Below are 21,273 nucleotides of genomic sequence, written 5' to 3' on the forward strand. Positions count from 1 at the left end.
GTCAGACCCCCTTTTGTGCTGCCGACGGCGTGTCAGCCGTCAGCGCTTGGCCGGCGCGTGCGCCGATGCCGCCGTTGCCGGAGGTCCGCCAGACATAGACGGAGCCTCCAATCAATGCAGCCAGACAGAGTGCTGTAATGATGTAAAGCGAAGTATCGCCCAGCTTGTCAAACCATTCGTAGAACCCGATGTATTTAAATAAAAAGATTGTGCTCATGGCCGTATTCTGTACCAGAATAGGCGCCCACAGCGATCCGGTGCGCAAATACAGCGATCCGTAAATCAGGCCCGAACCGATGCTGATGACCGAAAGCACCGCGCTCGGCTGGAAGTAGGCATAAGCCGCTGCTTGCAGCACCAAGGCCACATATACCGGCATAACTCTGCGAAGCTCGTTGAAAATAAGGCCCCTGAATAATATTTCTTCAAATGCCGGGCCGATCAAACCGGCGCCCAGAATGACGTACCAGATCGAATCCCCCCTGATCAGATCGTTGACAAGCGCGGGAATGGACGGGAACTGCTGCGCAACATCGTCAATAACGATAAGCCCGATGCTGAACACGCTTGCGGCAAGACCCAGGCCAATCATCAACAAGACACGCGAGGCGCTCAGCCGTTTGAAGCCCGATGCTCGGAACAGATTTTTTTCCGCATGGGGCCAAATCCATCCTTTGATAAGAAAGACGAGCATGTAAACAAGCGTAATCAGCGTGAACAGAACGACCATAAACATGGCCGGGTTGCGATCCAGAAACTTGGCGAAGGACAGCGTCACTTCGTAATTGTAAGTAGATCGAAGCAGATAGAGCAGCGCATAAAAGACCCCGAGATAAAGTGCGATATTCCCTATCGTGGTCAACATTTTTTTCACAGGAAAGCTCCTTTCTCCTTCGTCAGATGTATTCTCAGGTCAGGCACTACCCGACTTGGCTCGTACTATGCTCCCGAGACAGCGCTGCCCGTTGCGGCACGATATTGCTCGACCACGCTCGACAGCAGCTCCAGATAAGCGGAAGCCCAATCCAGTACCGCTTCCTTGCTAAGGCGCCGGGCGTTATACGTCCATACCCCGCCAAGCTCTGGCCCTTCCGCCACGTTAGGTGCGGCAGCGCCATCCATATACAGCACAACATCGAATCGTTCCAATAGCGCCTCCCGTTCCTTGAAACCATGCTGCGCTGCTCCTGCATATAACGGGAACAAGGCAAATCCGGCTTTATCTTGCGGCTGCTTTTTGATTTGCCGCGCGGTATAACATTCTTCCGAATCTGTCCGTTTGGCGGCATGCCGCAGCAGCGTATCGAAATCGCGCACCTCCGCAAAGTCGATTTCATTCGGGGCAATCAGCCCTTTGTCCGTCATTGCCGGAAGCACAAGACGGCTCATACCCGACTCGCCGCGCCAAAAGTACAGATATACGGCATAAGCCGCGGCTTCAACGGTCACCGAGCGGGATGCGGCAAGTTCCGCAAGCCCTTCCGCAACCGCCTGGTCCAGTTGAAACTGAACGCTGCCGATACGCTCCGCTGCATAGCCAGTGCTAACGCAGTCGTCTGCCATAGGCAGACCGCTCCAGCTCCAGCTCGCAAGCTCGCGATTTCTCGACTCCAGATAAGCCGCAAGCGATGCGATCGTCGGATAGGTGAATAAATCCGTAACGCCGAGAGCGCCGGGATATAATTCCTCCAGCCGTTGATGCGCCCGTACCAGCAGCAGTGATTCTCCCCCAACGTCAAAGAAACGATGTTGGGTGCCGAAGTCGTCCCTTTGCAGGATTTCGCGCCATACTGCGGCAATTGCCAGTTCGATGTCGCTTACCGCTTCGACAAACGGAGTGCCGCTATCCGCCGCAGGCTCAGGCTCCGGCAGTGCCTTCCGGTCGATTTTGCCGTTTGGAGACAGTGGCATGGCCGGCAGTTCCGCCACGGCCTGTGGAACCATATAATCCGGCAGCCGCTGCGCTGCAAAATCCCGCAATTCCTGATGATCGATAGCTTCGGAGCAAACGATGTACGCGCATAAATATTCGCTTCCGCTTGCGGCGTTCCGCTTCATGACCACCGCTTCCGAAATCCCCGGATGACTGAGCAGCATATGCTCGATTTCTCCGCATTCGATGCGCTGGCCCCTTATTTTTACTTGATGGTCCATTCGGCCCAAATATTCGATCGTTCCGTCAGGCAGCCATCTGGCAAGGTCTCCTGTCCGATACATCAGACTGTCCGCCGCAAACGGATTAACGACGAACTTTTCTTCCGTCAAATCGTACCGGCCGATATAACCGCGTGCCAGGCCCGCGCCGGATATGCACAGTTCCCCGGCAATGCCGACAGGCTGGAGCTTCATCGCTTCGCTCACGATATATAGCGAGATATTGTCGATCGGTTTACCAATCGGCACCTGGATCGGAATATCACCGTCAGAGCAATCGTAATAGGAAACGTCAACCGTCGCCTCGGTCGGGCCGTACAAGTTCACAAGCCTGACATCGAACGGAACTCCAATCCGCTCACGGAACCGCCGCACCTGATCCGCAGTCAGCGCTTCGCCGCTGGCGAATACATGACTCAGACTCTCCAGTCTGGCCTCGCCGCGCCTCAAGCCGGGATGTTCCAGGAACAGGTGCAGCATGGATGGCACAAAATGCATCGTCGTTACGCCATGCCGCGCAATCGTATCCATCATAAGCGCGGGGTCCTTTTCGCCGCCCGGAGGCAGCAGGACCAGCTTGGCTCCAGCAAAGCTCCACCAGAACAGCTCCCAGACCGATACGTCGAAGGTAATCGGCGTTTTCTGCATAATGACTCCGCTTGTGTCCAGTCCGTATCGCTTCTGCATCCAGCCGATCCGGTTGACGATGGAATGATGCTCGATCATGACCCCTTTCGGCTGTCCGGTCGAGCCCGAGGTATACAGCACATAAGCAAGCGAACGTGAATCATGGAGCTTCTCCACAGGAAAGTCGTCTCGTTCCTGCGCCAGCGCTTCATGAATGTCCATAAATGGCAGGAACACCTCCAGCCCTTGCGGGGCTTCGCCCTTCGTCAAAACAAGCTTGGCTCCGGAATTGTCCAACATGTAGCGGATTCGCTCCGGCGGCAAGCCTGGCGCAACAGGCACATAAGCACCGCCTGCCTTCAGCACGCCAAAGATGGCAATCATCATCTCCAGGCTGCGATCCATCACAACGGCCACGCGTTCCTCGCGCTTGATGTCTTGCTTTCTGAGCGCCTGAGCCAGCCGGTTCGACCTCCGGTTCAATTCCGCATACGTCAATGCTCCGTCCTCCGACACAATCGCAACGGCCTGCGGCGTTACCGCCGCTTGTCTTTCGAGGTAAACCTCTACCGTATCTCCACTTGCATACGGCACGGTCGTGCGATTGAACGCTTCGCTCTGCTTCTGCGAAGCCGCGTCACCCTGCAGCCCGATTCTTCCAAGCGAACGATCCGGTTCGGCCAGTGCAAGACCAACAATACGCAAATACCATTCCGCCATTCTGCGTATGTTGTCTTCTTTAAACAGTGCCGTCGCATATTCGATCGTCAAGTCTGCGCCTTTTGCGCCCTGATCCGCAATCTCAAACGTCAAGTCCAGCTTCGATACGCGATTGTCCGGCACTTGCGCCTCGAATTGCAAGGCGTCCGCCGCCGTTTGTCCGGCCTCCCTATGCTGCATAACAAACATCGTGTCAAACAACGGATTGCGGCTAAGGTCGCGCGGTATATTCAGCATCGTCACCATATACTCAAAAGGGAGCAAGCCGTTATCCAGCGCGGCAAACACAGTTTCTTTGAGCTGTTCGGCGAACGCTCTGAACGGCAGTTCGCCGGATGGCCTGCTGCGAATCGGCAGCGTATTGACAAACATGCCGACCAGAGCCTCGGTTGAGGGATGGAAGCGGCCGGCGATCGGCGTGCCGACGATAAGATCGTCTTGCCCTGTCATCAGATGCAATAACGTATGGTAGGCTGTAAGCCAGATATGGAATGGCGTAACACCCCATTGCTCCGCCGCCGTTCCGATTCCCTCGACAAGCTCCGCCGGAATCGGCAGTGCAAGCTTGGCGCCGTGGAAGCTTTGTTCAGGCGGACGCGGATAATCGGTCGGCAGTTGCAGCACAGGAAGCATACCCGTTAGCTGTAACGCCCAATACTGCTCTTGCCGCTCTCTCGCCTCCGAAGCCATCCACTCCTGCTGCCAAACGGCGGCATCCTTATAGTGAATTGGCAGCGGCTGCAAGGAGCCGCCGCGATACAATTGCCCAAAATCGCTCGCCATCACATTCATGGACACGCCGTCGGCGACGATGTGGTGAATGTCCAGCAGCAGCGTATGCCGACTTTCGCCGTCTGTAGCGAGAAACGCCCGAATTAAGGGAGCTTTTCGCAAATCGAACGGGCGGACGACCGATCGGGCAAATGTATTCAGGTCCGCAGCATCCATCAAGGCATGTATGGCGAGTTCAAACGAAACCCTCTCATGGACACGCTGTACTGGCTTGCCGTCTGCCCAGTCAAAACTGGTGCGCAGCGGTTCATGGCGGTCAATCAACCCTTGAATCGCCTCGCGAAGCCTCTCTTGATCAAGCTTGCCTGTCAAGTTCAAAGCGAGCGGAAGATTGTAGGCCGTACTGGCGGGATAAAGCTGTTGCAGTACAAACAGCCTGTTCTGCGCGAGCGACAACGGATAGAACGGCCGGCTTTCCGCCCGGGCAATAACCGTGGCCCGCATGGGGGCCGCGTTGTCGATGCGGGCCGCCATTTCCCGCAGCAGAGGAGCGGCGAACACATCCTTCATCGCGAATGCCGCTTCATACCTCTGCTCGATCAAGCCTGCAAGCTGCGCAGCGCGCAAGGAATGGCCGCCCATTTGAAAGAAATGGGCTTCTCTCCCGATCGCCGCTCCATCGTCCGGCCTGCTTGCGGCCAGACCGAGCACCTCCAGCCAAAGCTCGGCAAGCCGATGCTCGGTCGGTGTAGCCAGCGCCTCGCCGAAAGCCGCCGGTTCAGCGAGCCGGGGCTGCGGCAGGCTGCTGCGGTCTGTTTTGCCGCTCGGACTCATCGGAAACGCTTCCATAGCAACAAAATATGAAGGAATCATATACTCCGGCAGCAGTTCCTTAAGTGCCGCCCGAAGGCTCGTTTCCTCTGGAGTCTCCCCGTCCGCGGTCACGAGATATGCGCAAAGTGCCGGCTCTCCCGTTTGGTCCGTCACTGCCGTGACCACGGCATCGCGAACTTCCGCCTGCAAGAGCAGCGCGTGCTCGATCTCCCCGCATTCGATGCGGAGGCCGCGCAGCTTGACCTGATGGTCAAAGCGACCCAAATATTCAATATTGCCGTCCGGCAGCCACCTTGCGCGATCACCGGTCCGGTATAGCTTCTCTCCTGCGGCAAACGGGTTCGGAATAAAGCTTTGCTCCGTCAAATCCGGCCTGTTGCGATATCCGCGCGCAAGACCGGCACCCGCGATGCACAACTCGCCGGACACGCCGATCGGCTGCTTTCTCATCCGCTCGTCCACAATGTAGAGACGGATGTTATGAATTGGCTTGCCGATCGGAATTGTACCCGCCCCAGTGTCCGGGCAATCGTAATAGCTGACATCGACCGTCGCTTCCGTCGGGCCGTACAAATTAATGAGCCGGCACTTACCGCCGCCGCGCTCCATCAGGCTGTAAAAACCTGCGACATGCGCGGGCTTGAGCGCTTCGCCGCTTGCAAATACGTATCGCAGGGAACAAAGCTCGCCGCTTCTGCCGCTGTCCGCCGCATAGGGCAAAAAGATGCCCAGCATGGACGGCACAAAATGCATAACCGTAACCGCCTGCTCCTCAATCGCGCGAAGCATGGAGGACGGCTCCTTCTCCCCTCCGGGCTCCAGCAAATAAAGCGAAGCGCCGGCAAAGCTCCACCAGAACAGCTCCCATACGGAAACGTCGAACGTAATCGGTGTTTTTTGTAAAATAACGTCGCGCTCATTCAACGGATAAGCCGTCTGCATCCAGTCCAGCCGGTTGATCGCCGAGCGGTGCTCCACCATAACACCTTTGGGTTTGCCGGTGGAGCCTGACGTATAAATGACATACGCCAAATGCTCGGGGCCCGCTTGAGGCGACAGGTCCGTTTCTTCTTCGCCCTTCGGCAGCTCCGATACAGAGGCAGCCGCAAGCGCGTTCAGATCGAGCGTTTCTCCATGGAAGGCCGGGAGCGTATGAATCCACTCCGTTCCCGCCAGAAGTAGCCTGGCCCCGCTATCTTCCAGAATGCCGCGGATCCGCTCGGGCGGATGCTCCGGATCGATCGGCAAATAGGCTCCTCCCGCCTTGAGCACCGCCATGATCCCAATCATCATGGACAATGAGCGCTGAGCGGCAATCGGCACAATCGTTTCGACCGAAACCCCCTTGCCTCTAAGCACGGCAGCCATACGATCGGCGCTATCATTCAGCTCTCGGTACGTCAGAGAGCCTTCGGCCGACCGCACCGCCGGGTAGTCCGGCCACCTCTGGGCGGACTCGGCGAACCATCCGTGAATCGTCTTCTCCGCCGGATACGAATGTCCCGTATCATTCCATGTCGCAAAGGCGGCTTCTTCGGCAGGCGTTGTCATTAATACGTCGCCACAGGTAAGGTCGGGGCTGGCGGCCGTTTGCTCCAAAATGTAAAACAGCCGATCCGCCAACCGCTCCATCGTGCCTTTATAGAACAATCCCGTATTATACTCCAGCTCCGCCCGCAGACCGCCTTCACCATCGCCGTACAGATCAAGCTTGAAGTCCAGCTTGGATGTTTCGTGGCTGACTGGCATAGGCTCCATACTCCAACCGTCGCCGCTGGCCGCCAGCTTCTCGTCTTCAAACTGATTGTGAACGATCAGCATCGTATCGAACAGCGGGTTGCGCGACGGGTCATGCGGATACAGGGCCGATTCGATCATGTGCTCGAAGCTGACATCGCCGTGCTCGTATGCGGCGAGCAAACGCCCGTGGGTCTGACCGATAAACGCCAGGATCGGCAGCTCGTCGATCACCCGCATCCGTATCGGCAGAAACTGGTTGAACATGCCGATCATCCGCGCCGTGTCCGGGTGAGTCCGGCCTGCCGCCAACGAACCGATTGCAAATTCCGGCTGATGCGTCGTTCCCTTGAGCAACAGCGCGTACGCCGCAAAAAGCAGGCTGTTCATGCTCGCTCCGGCACTTGCGGCCGTTTCTTTCAACCGTGCGGTTAGCGCCGCAGGAATGTGAAAGATGTACGTATCGCCGGCAAAAGTCTGACGGTCACCGCGCGGCCGGTCCAACGGCATATCGAGCGGCGCCGGCGGCTCTGCAAGCTGCTCCGTCCAGAACGCCCGGCTTGCCCTGGCCCGTTCCGAGCCGGACTGTCGATCCTGCCAAACGGCATAATCCTTGTAATGTAGAGCGGGTGGTGCAAGTTCCTCGCCATCGATTAAACGGGTCAACTCTTCCATGAGCAGCTTGACGGATATGCCGTCGGCTGCAATGTGGTGAATGTTGAGCAGCAGATAGGCCTCCGCTCCTTCCGATTCGGGCCGGCAATAACATGCGGCGAGCAGCGGCGCTGCGGCAAGCCGGAGCGGCCGGAAAAACTCACTCAAGCATTCCGGAAGCGTCGTCTCCGCGAGCTCCGCCGTTTGCAGAACAAAGGCGGCCGAATCGTGCACAATCTGGGCCGGAACGCCGTCGATCCAATGATAGGAGGTCCGCAGCGGCTCATGCCGTTCGATCAACTTGCGAAGCGCCGTTCCGATTCTGGTCTCATCCACAGCACCAGACAGTTTAAGCGCAAGAGGAATATGGTAGGTTAGTCCGATATCAGCCAGGCTCTCCGCCAAAAACATGCGCCGCTGCGGTGGGCTGAGCGGATAGGATGCGGCTTTCGGCGCATCCACAACAGGTTCGTACGCTTCCTTGGCAGCCCGGTCGATCCAGGCTGCCTGCTCTCTGATCGTCGGCAGCTTGAAAATTTCCTGAAGCGGCATACGCACCCGGCAATGCTTGTAGATTGCCGAGGTCAATGCGGCAGCCTTCAGGGAATGACCGCCATGCTCAAAGAAGTGGTCAAGCGCGCCAACCTGCCCCGAATGAAGAACTTCTTGCCACAACCCTGCGACAATGATCTCCGTATTTGTGGCGAGCGCTTCATATGGGACCGTGCGCTCCGGCGCAGGCAGACGTTTTTTGTCCACCTTGCCGCTTGCGTTCAGCGGCAGCTTCGTGAGCTGCACATACGCGGCGGGAATCATAAATGCCGGCAGTTTGCCTCTCAGTTGACTCTGAACACTCGCCTGTCCTTCTGTTTGCTCCGCAACGATATAAGCGCATAAATACGGCGAACCGTCATTCTCGATCAGCGCCACAATCGCTTCTTTGACGCCCGCACAATCCAGCAGCCTGCTTTCGATTTCGCCCAATTCGATCCTGTAACCCCGCAGCTTGACCTGACTGTCGATCCGGTCCAGAAACTCCAAATTTCCGTCAGGCAAGCGCCGTACCAGGTCGCCGGTTCCATACACGGTTTCGCCTTCCCGGAACGGATGCGGCCGGAACTTTAACGTGGTCTGTTCCGGCAAATTCACATAGCCGGATGCGACACCGTCCCCTGCAATCCATAGCTCGCCCGGCACCAAGTCCGGCTGCAATTGGCTCTGCTCATTCAGCACCAGTGTTTCCGAACGCGCGATCGGCGCTCCGATCGGAACGGTGGCCGTTCCATGTCCTTCCCATGTCTCCGTGACCCTATAGCAGGTAGCGAACACCGTGGTTTCCGTAGGGCCGTAGACATGCAGCAGCACGCCCGGTCCAAGCGCGTGAAGCGCTTTGCGGATATGCGGCACGGAAGCCCGCTCTCCCCCAAATAAAATATGGCGCAGGCCGCGCAGCGACTCCAGCCCATGATCGACCAGCGTATTGAACAGTGCCGTCGTCACAAAGAATACGGTTATGCCTCTGCCCTCAATTAGCTCGGTCAGCCGCACAACGTCGGCAACCTCTTCCTCCCTGACCAGCGTCAGCTTCGCACCGTTCAACAGCGCTCCGTACAAATCGAACGTTGAACCGTCAAAGGCGTAGTTGGAAAGCTGCAACAGCGCATCGTTTTCCGAAATGCTTACATAATCGGTATGGACGGCAATCCGTGACACATTGCGATGCGTGGTCATAATCCCTTTCGGCTTGCCCGTCGAGCCGGACGTGTACATGATATAAGCGAGATCGTCCGCCGATCCGTCGATGTCCAGATCATGGGCGGACTCGTCAGCCCATTTCGTATCGAGTCCACCCATGTCGACGACATCTATGCTGTCTCCGGCAATCCGGGCGCCTATCTCTAGCGTCGCAGCCGCAGCCACGATCACCCGCGCTTCCGTATCCTGCAGCATAAACAAAATCCGCTCTTCGGGATATTGCGGGTCGATCGGCACATAGACGGCTCCCGCTTTCAGCACAGCCAATATCGCCGCAATCATATCGGGAGAGCGCATGAGCAGCAGTGCCACCTTCTCCCCCGGTACGACGCCTCGCCGCACAAGCACGCGCGCAAACCGATTGGCACGTTCGTTCAGCTCGCTGTAGGTATATACCCGCTCGCCCATTTCAACGGCAATCTGCTGCGGTGTCTCCACCGCTTGCCGTTCAAACAGCCGGTGCAGCGACAGCTCCTGCGGCTCCGCGGTGAATGAACGGCCAAGCCGGAGCAGCCGATCCCGCTCCTCTGCTTCGAGGGGATCGAGCTCGCCAAGCGTCGCATGCGGCTGTGCGGCGGCTGCCCGAGCCAGCGCTACATAATGCCGGGCCAATTGCGCAGCGGCCCGCTCATCGTACAAATCCAGCGCATACTCCAGCGTAAATGCGATGCCTGCGCCGGTATCCGCACACTCCCAAGTCAGGTCGAACTTGGCCGTGCAGTTGTCCAGCGCTTGGGGCGTATAAACGACATCCTTGCTACGCCATTCGGGCAGTTCCATATTTTGCAGCGTAAACACCGAATCGAACAGCACATTCCGCCCGTATTCCCGTTTCAAATCCGCCAGCTCGGCTATTTCTTCATAAGGCACATCCCCGTTGTCGATAGCCGCCAGCGTCTTTCCATTCACCTGCTTCAACCATTGATCGAAGCGCGAACCGCTTTGCCCGTGCAGGCGGATCGGAACCATGTTGACGAACATCCCGACTACGTTTTGCAGCTCAGGGCGCACCCGTCTCGCGGCTGCCGTGCCGACAACGATGTCGGATTCGCCCGTATATTTCGCAAGCAGCGCATAATAAATCGAAAGCAGGACGGAGTATAACGTTACGCCCTCGCGTCTAGCCAACTCCCTCAGTGATCCGGCAAGCTCCGGCTCCAGCTCGAAGCGCTCGATTGCCCCGCGGTAGCTTGGCGTCTGCGGTCTTGGACGGAGGGACGGAAGCGCCGGAGAGGGCACGTCATCCCGAAAGGTTTCGCGCCAATAAAGCTTCTGGTGCTCCAGCCAGCTACCGCTTCGGCCCGCTTCTTCCCACAGCGCCATATCCCCGCCATGAACGGACAACGGCTCCGGTACGATCCCCTCGTAAAGCTTCGTAAGATCGGACATCAAAATACCCATCGACGTTCCGTCCGTAATGATATGATGCATATCCAGCAGCAGCACGCTAGACTCGTGCTCCATGCGCACAAGCTCCATGCGCATTAGCGGTGCTTGCTCCATACGAAACGGCTGCGGGAAGCTGCGCTGCCGCAGCGCCAGCGCAGACGCCGGCCATCCACTTCCGTCAACGACAGTAAGCGGCGGCTCGACCTCCTGCTCAATGCGCTGCATCACATTACCTTCTTCCATATAAAAGGACGTTCGCAGCGCCGGATGCCGCTCTATCAGCGCTCGCCACGCCGCGCGGAATCGCTCGATATCGAGCGGGCCCGTCACTTGAACCGCAAACGTGAGATGGTAATTGAGCAGTCCCGGATGGAGCTCTTCCAAAATGAACAGCCGCTTTTGCGCCGAAGTCGCCGGATAAACCATCCTTTCCTCCGCTTTGGCTACCGGCGGTGTAACGTTGGCGGCTGTTCCCTGGCCCTCCTGCGCCCTTTGCTCCAGCAAAGCAGCCAGTGAACTCACCGTACCATGCAAAAACAGATCGGTAAGCGTAAGCCGAGCGCCAAACACCTCTTGCAGTCTGGCGGCGGCATATGCCGCCTTGAGCGAATTGCCTCCCTGCTCAAGAAAGCCGTCCGTCCGGCGTATGTAATCCTTTTTTAACACCTCGCGCCAGATGGACATGATCCGCTCTTCCGTCTCCGTGGCCGGCTCCAAGCCGACATCCCCGCGCAAGGCATCGCCGCTTTCCGCATCACACCGCTCCAACGAGGCCGCAGCTTCCAGACCCGTCAGCTCGGCAAGCGCTTCGGCAAACTCGCCTTCGCGCAGCGCTTCCGCCAACACGTAGCGTTGAATTTTGCCGGAAGTCGTTTTCGGAATTCGACGAACGGGGACAACAAAAGCAACGTCCAGACCGGCCGATCCGTTCAGCAGCTTTTTCACCTCGGCCATCAGCGGTACAAACCCGCCGATCTTGCCGCGATGCTGAATAAAAACTGCGATCGCATCCCGTTTGGTCGTTGCATCCTGAACGGCTGCAATCGCCGTTTTCCCGATTTCGGCCCCTTTCAGGCCGCTGATCAATGCCTCCAGGTCATGCGGATACACATTTTGCCCGTTGACGAAAATGACGTCCTTCATTCGGCCTGTGACATATAAACGCCCATCCAGCAAGAAACCCAGATCTCCCGTGTTCAGCCATCCGTCCGGGGAAATCGTTTGCTTGTTTACATCTGGCCGCTTATAGTAACCGCTTGTAACGTTACGGCCCCTAATATGAATGGAGCCTATGCTGCCTGCTGCCGAAGGACTCCCCTCTTCATCGCAAACGCGCACCTCGCACTCTTGTACGGGGAAACCCAGCTCGACGATCTCGATCGCGGCATGATCCTCGTCCCCGGCCATTCGTACAGGTTGTCCGACAGCGAGCGATTTGCGCTCTAGTTTAACGGTATTCAAGGCATCTTCCGTCCCCGGGAACGTCACGGCCAAACTCGCTTCCGCAAGCCCATATACCGGGAAAATACAATTCCCCTTTAACCCGTACGGTTTCATCGCCTCCAGAAAATCGCGGCAATGGGCGGCCGATATCGGTTCGGCCCCGTTAAAAATAAGCCTGACGCATGACAAATCCCATGCCGCCGCTCCTTCCGGCTTCCAATGCTGCAGAAAATGCACATAACCGAAATTCGGCGAAGAAAGGCATGTCACCCGATGCTTATGCGTAAGTTCCAGCCATTTCATCGGATGAAGCACGAACGTCGAAGTCGGCAAGTGCAACTGATTCATGCCGCAAAACAGCGGCGAAAGATGAAAGCCGATGAGCCCCATATCATGTGTCAGCGGCAGCCAGCTTAGCGAAGAATCCCGCTCTGTAGACTGCGCCCCATGAATAATCGCACGCATGTTCGATAAAAGATTGCCATGCGTCAGCACGACCCCCTTCGGGTCTCCGGTGGAGCCAGATGTAAACTGGATGAATGCTGTGTCCGTCTCGGCTGCGTCATACGTCTCCGCCTCGGGCCGGCCTGCATCCGCAGACGCCGCAAGCACCTCTGCAATCGGCAGGCTGCCGGACTCGAGCTGAAACAACGTCTCCGCCTCCCCGTGCTTCAAAGCGTAGCCTTGAATTCCAGGCCAAAGCTCTTCATCGCAAAGCAATCTCGGCGCTTCCAACTGCTTGCATACCTGGATCAGCTTTTTGCGTCCTTCGTCCGTACGCGCAGCCGTCACGGGAACGGGGACAATACCGCCAAGCACACAAGCCCAGAACAGAAGAATAAACTGTTCGTTATCTTCCATCTGCATGACGGCAAAATCGCCTGGCCCAAGGCCCTGTTCGTGCAGGAGATGGAGCGCTCTTGCGGCCGATGCAAGTAATTGGCCGTACGACAAGTAGCGCTCCTGACCGCTTTCGCAAAATAAAATTCCCGCATCGTTTTCCTTGCGCGCCAGCAATACGCCGGATAAATTACGGATGGTTCTCATAGTCGCAGCCCTCCGTTCTGTCTTTTATCACACCGTTGTGGAATGCAGTTCTTGATAATCCTCCGTTACGATGCGATTATGCTCGTCCATAACGACGACATGCGGACGATACGTGCGGGCTTCAGATTCTTCCATCATCGCGTAAGAAATAATAATGACGCGGTCACCCGGCTGCACCAGTCTGGCAGCGGCACCGTTCAAGCAAATCATACCCGAACCTCTTGGGCCAATTATGACATATGTCTCCAGCCTGGCTCCGTTATTTATATTGACAACCTGCACTTTTTCATTCTCCAGGATGTTCGATGCATCCAAAATATCCTGATCGATGGTTATGCTTCCTACGTAATTCAAATTGGCCTCGGTCACTACAGCATGGTGAATTTTGGACTTATGCATCTCTCTAAACATCAATACACTCTCCTTGTGGGGTAGTTTTGGAAAAAAATAATCTTAACTGACAACTTAAAAGAGCAAGCTGGAGCAATCAAGCCGTTCAAAAAAAGAAATTCTGCGGCAAACTCGTGCCAATGAAGCTATTTGTAAAAAATAAGCAAGTTCGTGCGTGTGTGGGATCAAGTTGAATGAGTAATTTCTTGCGATTGTGAGGGGACGTGTTGACGGGCAAGCTCGTGGTTTTTGTGTAGAATCATGCTGATTGACAAGCTCATGCCGATCAGGCAGGTGGCTTGTATATCGCAGCAGCTCATCATACAGGCGGTTCAGTGCTGCGAAGGGTAAACAATCATGCTGTTTAACCAGATGTAGCGGTAATGAGTTAAAGTAATACAGTGATACGGTACATAAAACTTTACTCATGAACAGGAAATACGTTGTAACCTACCCTGATAGTAGTGCTAAACCTTTACTTGCGATAGGGTGATAATCTTACAATAGAGGGGGAAATTCTTTTACTTTTTTGAACAGAGCTACCATAAATTAAGAGCTCTATGCAAAAAAACGTTTCCTTTCTTGCTTGAAAACAGCAGCTTAACAAACAAAAACAGATTGTAAATGGTCACCTTGTAATGAAGGGATTGGCGGCAATAATGGAGCGCTTTTTTGCGGTCGTAACGGTTCAAATAACTGAGCGTATAATATTTGCTTGCGATGCCGATGTCAATGTACGAGAGCTGTTTCGCTTTTTTGCCGACGGAATCGGACTGAATGACCAAATCCCGGATATGCTTGCGCACCTTGATAGATTTGAAGCTAAGTCCCTCGATTTTTTTAAATATTTCCTCGTTGAGATGAATCGTATCGGGATCAAGCTGCCAGCGGTCGCAGAAGAAGTAGAGGCTGTCGGGAGATTCCCGATAGACGGAATGAGGTTTGGTTTGCAGCGCAATTCTATATTTGTCGAAAAAGCGGAGCAGATAGGTCGTATCTTCCCCCAGATAAAAATGTTCGTTGATCAAGCCGACTTCGTCCAGCAGCTTCCGGCGGAATACCATTGTGTTAAGTTGAAAAAAATTGCGCGTATGCGACAAAAACGCCTCGAACAATCCTTTTTCGAATACAATCGTTTCTCCGTCATTCCATGTTTCAAACGCTGTTCGCATCGAATGGAGCAAATACCGCTCAACCTCATTGTCGAAGTTGTAGGAGGTAATATCCCCGTGCCGTTCCACCCATAACGCAAAGCTGATATCCGCTTTCGTCAGCGCAATCGTCCTCATGCTGTCGGTTAAATGGCAGGGATACCATTCGTCGTCGGAATCAAGAAACGCCAAATATTCGCCTTGAGCGGCCAGCATCCCCGTATTTCGCGCACCGCCCGGTCCTTTTTCCCGTTCATTGCCCACATAGCGGATTCGCACATCTTTGCGCGTCCACTCGCTGATTGCCTCTTCCGTACGATCCGTGCTTCGGTCATCAACGACGATCAGCTCCCAGTTGGTGTAAGACTGGCGCAAGATGGACTCGATCGCGCCGGAAATGATCTGCGCCCGGTTATACGTTGGCATCACAATGCTTATCAACTGCTCCATACGCTTCACTCCCATCGTTACCAAATATATCCTTAAATCATCGTCAGTGTAAATGCGTAAGCGGGAAGCCGTCAAGTCCAATGTCCCTGATTTCAAGATGAATATGCCTGCTTGCTCGTAACCTTCCGCAAACGCAAAAAGGCCCTCCGCTTCATTTACGCAGAGCGCCACAGTTTGCACTGTAAGCCATTTCCTTAGACTTGATAGGCAATTAATTCCATTGATCAATACGACCATTATATAGACTATATGGAAGAAACTTTCTTATAAGTGAATGGCAAAACAATATTTTATCCTGTCATTTTGGGACCTGCTTATGGATGTATCGACTTAGGATTCATATTTTTTTGTCGCGTTGTTATCTCCTCGCCTTTTTATTTCATGCAAATTCTGAAGCGTAATCTTCGCACACCTTCGATGTATTAAGTTTTTGAGCGGATTCAATCATGATCTCGTTTTCCGAATCACTTACACAAATAACAAGAAATCTACTGTCGTTTCTGGGACCGAACAATCCAGTAGATTCAAGTTCTATTAAGACATCTAATGATGCTTGTAATAACGTTGTTACCCGCTCTTCAAAACTGTCCTTTACAGTTTCATGATAGTTCCTGATCGTTTGGTTCACTTCGTCAAACATTCCGAAATCGTCCCATTCCGTCCATTCTACTACTCCATATCTGTAGTAATTGTACATTGGATCTGATTCCTTAACTTGTATGGATCCTTCTTTAACGGCCACCGGCCCGATGCTGCTTACGCAATCGTCAGTAAACAAACTGTACCCATAGATAACGTCATCCGTGCACCTGGCTGTAAGTTCTTTATAATGGGAGAGAATTGCATTTCGGAGCTCGGCATGCAGGCTTTGTACAAGTTGCATTTTCATCGGAGTTCCTCCACTCATCTACGGCATGACAAAACTTATAATTTATTATTATATAATATTGTGTACATAGGTCTGTAAATAAGCTCAGCGAATTCATCGGGATGAAGCCCCGTTTAACCTGGTCCCATTCCTAGCGACTCGATGAGATTGACTCATAAAAAGATCTCTCCACAATTGTTATTGATAGCGATACACCTGCTGATTGTGTTGTTTCTGTTAATCAACTGTAATCTTCAATGAGTGATATTTTTCCTTCTTCAATTCTAAATACTGATTTTCCTTTCAGTTGTATGTTATCTCCTGTTTTTAATCCGTTCGGCAAATCAACGGCCAGTATTCCTTCATAATCAATTAACACTTCTATTTTGTCTTCTGCAGCACTCCAATCTGTTATTGTTTGACGACGACTAGAGAAAATTTAAACGACTTTTCCGCAAGCTCTCTGAACTCTTGAATCCCCTTGGTCTCTATCTCAACTTGACCATTCGTAAAATTTCTGAACCGTATATCCTTGTGTAAGAGTTTAATCAATGCCAGGACATCTAACTTCTATTTAAATTCATTTTCCCCTCCAGTGATGACGATTTTATTAGGATTGAATGCAGTAACATCCTTCCTTCCGCATACTGTAATTGATTTGAACGTACGTCCCCTTGCAGATGTAAACCGGATGCAAGCGTGATGCAGCCGGTTTACGATAACATGTTTTATGCAATTAATGCTGCTATACCTCTACTATCACTTATTAGAAGCTCCTAACTTGGCTGAATGAATCCCCACAATGATTAACCACGCAATGTCGGCTAAGATTAGGAATCGTCCAAACAAACCTGCCAGAACCTCAGGCCCAAATTGCCCATCTTGCGGAATTTGAAGTACAAATACGAGCATCGCGACAATTGCAATAACTGAACTTGTGAGCAGCACTCTCTTGACAGGTCTCCAGGCATCGAGTCGGCATAACGAAAGACTAATTAACAATGCGGCTATCGGCGTATAGTCCAGCATCGCCCCAATAGAGTGCAGACGGCCATTAAATGTTGCTTGATCCGGACTAACGGAGATGGGATCGGTCACGAAGATTGCCGCGATTAAAACGCCGATTGCACTTATTCCAAGAATGATAAGTCCAATGTATCCCATAACCGTATGAATATGCGGGAAAATCGTAATCGCGACACTGAATTGAGTAATAGCCAGCAATCCAAAAGCCAAGTGCATCATCCAACCGAAATTGCCTAGAGCATACTCGCTGATAAAACGCCACGTCGGATCAAATTCGGGCTGCAAAAAATGCAGGCTGCAAATGAGAAGCACGAATAATGTTCCTGAAAAGATCGACACAAGCGCAAATGTAAAGCCAGCAACCTCCACAGGTTTCACAACGGCCGACTGCTTAGCCAATCCATATCCCTCCAGTTGTCGAGAATCTCCATATATTCGAATCACACTTGAGAGCTTGAAAATCAGTCATATTCCCATGCTCCTTGCACAGTATTTCTTATAGTTCAAATTCAATCACAGCCTTTGCCAATACATCAGGGGACATCATAACTGCAGAATGATCTTGACCTGCAAGTGACTGTACAGCAGCCTTTGGTAAAAGCTCGACAAGCGCGCGTGCCGCGTCATAGAAAAACGTTCCGCTGTTTTCTCCTGTCATAATCAAGGTTGGAACGGTTATGTTCCATCTGTCTGCCGGAAGCGGGTTTCCAGATTGGGTCACTCCCATAATTTGTCCATCGTAAGCAAGCGTATGTGCCAAAGATTCCATCTTGTTCCAAGAAGGATCAGCCTTCATGTAGCCGATATATTCTTCTGGAATACCCAGAGCCTCGGATGCGAAATATTCGATTGCTTCGGTTCTTTTCCGGTCTTCGATCAGTGAATTCAAATGTTCTACATAGTCACCAGGCACGGGTTTACGACTGTCATTGATAATGAACGGAGGTTCGTACAAATAGAGCTTCCCGACTAGATTCCCTAACAAGTTTGCCGCCTCAAGCGCCAACACGGCTCCGGAAGAACTTCCGAACAGGAATGCCTCCCCACCTGCGACTGCAATTAATGCCTCGATATCCTCTACTTCTCTTGCCACAGCGTATGGTGCAGTATCCGTACTGCGACCTCGTCCGCGACGATCGTAATTGTATACGGTGAAATGAGCCGACAATTGTTCAGCTAACTCTGAAGCATCCTGATGGTCGGCGGCTGCCGATGAAACCATAATGAGGGCAGGACCGTTCCCGCGTTTTGTATAAGCAATTTGTGTCCCATCTTTTGATATAACGGTCTCCATCGTATCATCGGCTCCCACTACTAAGTTTTCTAGGTATTTTTCCAAACGATCAAAGGCATCAGCGAATCCTTCGATCATTCCCATAGCTTCTGCATTGTCCAATTGCTCGCTGGTAGCAAAACGCGTCACGATGCTAATCCGCGTTCCCTGGATTTCTTCTTCAAACATCACTGTTGTGTACATTTCACTGTCCTTAACCATATTCCACTGGCTGTCGGCAAAAGTGTCTGTGTACACCAGTTTGTGCTGCGCCTCTACTTCTTCATACACAGCTCTGCAATAGGCCTCTTCGCCGGTATTATCATCCGCTTTCAGACTATATCGCCATACTCCGCCTGGGCGCACATCCATTTCATAAACGGTTGTTGTCCAGCCTTTTGGCCCCCACCATTGTATAACATGTATAGGTTCGGTCCACCCTTCCCATGCAAGCTGAGCAGGAATTGCAACGTTACGCTCGATAGTGAGTTCTCTACGCTCCCGGTTTTTACGAATAGTTGATTTATTTTTCATCTGCAGTCATCCTTTTCTGATAGTTTTCAAAGGAAATCAAGCATTTTGTCCCAAAAGTCCCGGTAATTTAGTATGTAGCTCTCAATACAACTGTTGATACCGGTTATAGTTCCTCCTTCTTCTTGTAATCCAGCAAATACTCCTCAAAATTGTCGAGCCGTTCTTCCCATAGAATGCTGAAGGAATCAAACCATTCATCCAGCTCCTGAAACGGTCCGGCTTCAAGGCTGTATATTCGCTGTTGTGCTTTGCTGCGTGAGCGCACCATCCCAGCCTCACTCAAGATGCGTAAATGGCGGGATACATGCGGCTGGCTAATACCTAAGGCTTGGACGATTTCTCCTACCGATTTCGGACCATTTTTAAGTAACTCAACAATGTTGAATCGATTTGGCTCGGCAAGAGTGAGCAACGTTAACTGCATGGCTATAGATCTCATGCAATAAATATATATCTATATGTATATACATGTCAATATATATAATGCGATTTTTATAGAAAGTAAGCAGACAAAAAAAGCTCCTAGTTTATAGGAGCTCTTTTGCATATTTTTCAGTTAAATTTTTGTAACGAACTACAACATCGTTTCTAATTTCATCGTTCTGTACTTCCCTCGTTTGCTCGGATTTTCTTAAAGCAATCGAGCCCATGCTCGAACAGGAAAAGCGCTCATGCATTGAAGTTTCATCGGAACCGCTGAGAAGCGGAACCCTTCCGCCGGTAGCTGCTCCAAGTTGCAGAGGTTTGCCACTATTGGAATTCCTGCTTCGAGAAGAATAGAATGAGCTGGACGTTGCGGATCATCGGTATCGTCGATATTCATACTGTCGATGGCAACGAGAATAGCTCCCTCGTCCCGCAAAAATTCCGCAGCATCCCGGGATAGATAAGGATGGTTTTCACAATAAGCAGGGGTACCCCACAATGTTGCATGTCCGGTTTCGATGAGCACGGCTCGGTCGCGGACATTACATGCGGCCAATGCTTGTCTAGAGACCGCTCTCCCCTTCATGCCCTCAAGACGGATGACAATTCCGTCAAGATCGGCGAGTGAATCGATGGGCAGTTCGGCAACATCAGGTTTCCCACCATATCGGTGAGCAGGAGTTTCAATGACAGTAACCGTGTTGGCTGCCCTATTGACTCGGTCAGTTTGAAAAGTCTCACCGGGGGAGTGTGAGTATCGATCTTCAGACTCTTCATAGGTCAAATAATCGGAGACTTGCTGTTTCAGAATGTTCGAATACGTGTGCATGCCACTCACGACCGTGTGACTGAGGTCAATAAGAGTAGATCGGACTCCTGCGTTTTCTGCAACAGTCGATTTGCGCTTATGACGCTCCCGGATGATTTGTTTGTTGTGAATGCGTACCTCACCTGCCATGAGCAGGCGCAGATCCTTAATGATGTAGTCCGCCAATTCCTGATCCGAAATATCTTCGCCGTCAATGTCCAGTCGAAAACCTTGACCTTGAATGCCTCCTCCATTGGTGAAATCGACTTCGAAATCGAACTGTACTCGCTTATCGTTAACAAATGCAGAGTCCTTCATCGCCGCTTCTTCCTTTCTCAAATTAGGTAGGATATAGCATACTTTTATCATAGATTATGTAGGAATCTTTTGCATTCGAATGTGAATTACCAGAGCATCCGGCAGCTTTTCAATTTCGACTATTTAATTTACTAAAAACCCGCATTGCGAATTTCCATGGCATCTTCTCATTTTGTACGAACTTCAGGATGTCTTTTGGCGAAAGCATTAAATAGACTCGATAAAAAATAGAGTGGATAACTCATAAATCCAAACGGATCCCCTTTACTGCTCACGTTCTGTCGCCATATATCTTGCTCGTAGTGTTCTTATATGTTATTGTGATGAAAACAGCCGCTTAATTGTAATGATTTCGTTTAACCAGTACTTTTATAATATAGAATTGCAAGCGCCTGACAGAAGGGTGATAGTTATGATACAGTCCATAAATAAAGCGGAAAATTGCGATACGAATTGCTCGGGTACAACCTTGGATTTGGATGCCGTTAAGGCGGAGCTTATAGATGACCAGGCTGCTAATCAACTTGCCGACTGGTTTAAGGCTTTCAGCGATCCGACACGTGTCAAAATCATCAGCGCCCTGCTAAAAAGGGAGCTTTGCGTGCACGATCTGACAGTTCTGCTCGAAATGGGGCAATCGGCCGTCTCTCACCAGCTGCGATATTTACGCAACCTTAGAATCGTTAAGCGGCGCAAGACTGGAAAAACGGTCTATTACTCACTCGACGATGCTCATATTGAGCAAATTTTTCTGCAAACTCTCCAGCACACCAATCACGGATAATGCCGCTTGTGCCGCAAATAACAAGGACTGCCCCTCGCCAGCTTCAGTGGCTTGTGAACTGCACCCCGTCAAGTAGACACTATAAATAAGTAAAGACACTAGGCGGCCTTAGTCCTGAACTCCACGGGACTGAGGCCGTTTAATTTTGCCTGT

11 protein-coding genes and 1 pseudogene are annotated in these 21,273 nt (G+C 52.4%); 1 reads left to right on the plus strand and 11 read right to left on the minus strand.

The features are described 5' to 3' along the window. Position 1 precedes the first annotated feature (1 nt). The 11 genes and pseudogenes from AR333_RS14545 to AR333_RS25775 all read right to left on the minus strand — a co-directional run. Positions 2–865, minus strand: coding sequence for a CPBP family intramembrane glutamic endopeptidase (locus AR333_RS14545; RefSeq protein ID WP_253735864.1), 864 nt, complete (start codon positions 863–865; stop codon positions 2–4). Positions 866–939: 74 nt separating this feature from the next. After that, positions 940–13,092 carry a non-ribosomal peptide synthetase gene (locus tag AR333_RS14550; protein ID WP_068776055.1) on the minus strand — a complete coding sequence of 4,051 codons (12,153 nt, stop codon included), beginning with the start codon at positions 13,090–13,092 and terminating at the stop codon, positions 940–942. 27 nt (positions 13,093–13,119) lie between these two features. Next, positions 13,120–13,503 carry an aspartate 1-decarboxylase gene (gene panD / locus AR333_RS14555; RefSeq protein WP_068776056.1) on the minus strand — a complete coding sequence of 128 codons (384 nt, stop codon included), beginning with the start codon at positions 13,501–13,503 and terminating at the stop codon, positions 13,120–13,122. Between the two features lie 518 nt (positions 13,504–14,021). After that, positions 14,022–15,083, minus strand: a complete 1,062-nt coding sequence (locus AR333_RS14560; protein ID WP_068776122.1) for a glycosyltransferase family 2 protein — start codon at positions 15,081–15,083, stop codon at positions 14,022–14,024. A 379-nt stretch (positions 15,084–15,462) separates the two neighbouring features. Next, positions 15,463–15,966: a DUF4303 domain-containing protein gene (locus AR333_RS14565; RefSeq protein WP_068776123.1), complete on the minus strand. Its 504-nt coding sequence runs from the start codon at positions 15,964–15,966 to the stop codon at positions 15,463–15,465. A gap of 226 nt (positions 15,967–16,192) precedes the next feature. Next, a complete protein-coding gene (locus AR333_RS25770) occupies positions 16,193–16,330 on the minus strand; it encodes a hypothetical protein (protein WP_367584473.1) in 138 nt (45 codons plus the stop codon). A gap of 380 nt (positions 16,331–16,710) precedes the next feature. After that, positions 16,711–17,376: a DUF998 domain-containing protein gene (locus AR333_RS14575; protein ID WP_068776057.1), complete on the minus strand. Its 666-nt coding sequence runs from the start codon at positions 17,374–17,376 to the stop codon at positions 16,711–16,713. 97 nt (positions 17,377–17,473) lie between these two features. Then, positions 17,474–18,784, minus strand: a complete 1,311-nt coding sequence (locus AR333_RS25440; protein ID WP_253735845.1) for an alpha/beta fold hydrolase — start codon at positions 18,782–18,784, stop codon at positions 17,474–17,476. Between the two features lie 103 nt (positions 18,785–18,887). After that, a complete protein-coding gene (locus AR333_RS14585) occupies positions 18,888–19,208 on the minus strand; it encodes a helix-turn-helix transcriptional regulator (protein WP_068776058.1) in 321 nt (106 codons plus the stop codon). A gap of 207 nt (positions 19,209–19,415) precedes the next feature. Further along, positions 19,416–20,135, minus strand: a complete 720-nt coding sequence (locus AR333_RS14590) for a cyclase family protein (RefSeq protein ID WP_367584494.1) — start codon at positions 20,133–20,135, stop codon at positions 19,416–19,418. After that, positions 20,109–20,336, minus strand: a pseudogene (locus AR333_RS25775) (hypothetical protein); the annotation flags it as partial. The gene AR333_RS14590 and the pseudogene AR333_RS25775, both read right to left, overlap by 27 nt. Positions 20,337–20,748: 412 nt before the next feature. On the opposite strand from AR333_RS25775, the gene AR333_RS14595 reads away from it, so the two are divergent. After that, positions 20,749–21,120: a metalloregulator ArsR/SmtB family transcription factor gene (locus AR333_RS14595; protein WP_068776060.1), complete on the plus strand. Its 372-nt coding sequence runs from the start codon at positions 20,749–20,751 to the stop codon at positions 21,118–21,120. Positions 21,121–21,273: the final 153 nt, after the last annotated feature.

The organism is Paenibacillus sp. FJAT-26967 (assembly GCF_001541095.1).
In the GTDB taxonomy this organism is placed as follows: domain Bacteria; phylum Bacillota; class Bacilli; order Paenibacillales; family NBRC-103111; genus Paenibacillus_F.

Excerpts from the sequence above, each read along its gene's own strand:
- AR333_RS14560 (WP_068776122.1), bottom strand. The coding sequence starts at position 15,083 with ATGGAGCAGTTGATAAGCATTGTGATGCCAACGTATAACCGGGCGCAG.
- panD (WP_068776056.1), bottom strand. The coding sequence starts at position 13,503 with ATGTTTAGAGAGATGCATAAGTCCAAAATTCACCATGCTGTAGTGACC.
- AR333_RS14550 (WP_068776055.1), bottom strand. The coding sequence starts at position 13,092 with ATGAGAACCATCCGTAATTTATCCGGCGTATTGCTGGCGCGCAAGGAA.
- AR333_RS14545 (WP_253735864.1), bottom strand. The coding sequence starts at position 865 with ATGTTGACCACGATAGGGAATATCGCACTTTATCTCGGGGTCTTTTAT.
- AR333_RS14585 (WP_068776058.1), bottom strand. The coding sequence starts at position 19,208 with ATGCAGTTAACGTTGCTCACTCTTGCCGAGCCAAATCGATTCAACATT.
- AR333_RS14565 (WP_068776123.1), bottom strand. The coding sequence starts at position 15,966 with ATGCAACTTGTACAAAGCCTGCATGCCGAGCTCCGAAATGCAATTCTC.
- AR333_RS25440 (WP_253735845.1), bottom strand. The coding sequence starts at position 18,784 with ATGAAAAATAAATCAACTATTCGTAAAAACCGGGAGCGTAGAGAACTC.
- AR333_RS14595 (WP_068776060.1), top strand. The coding sequence starts at position 20,749 with ATGATACAGTCCATAAATAAAGCGGAAAATTGCGATACGAATTGCTCG.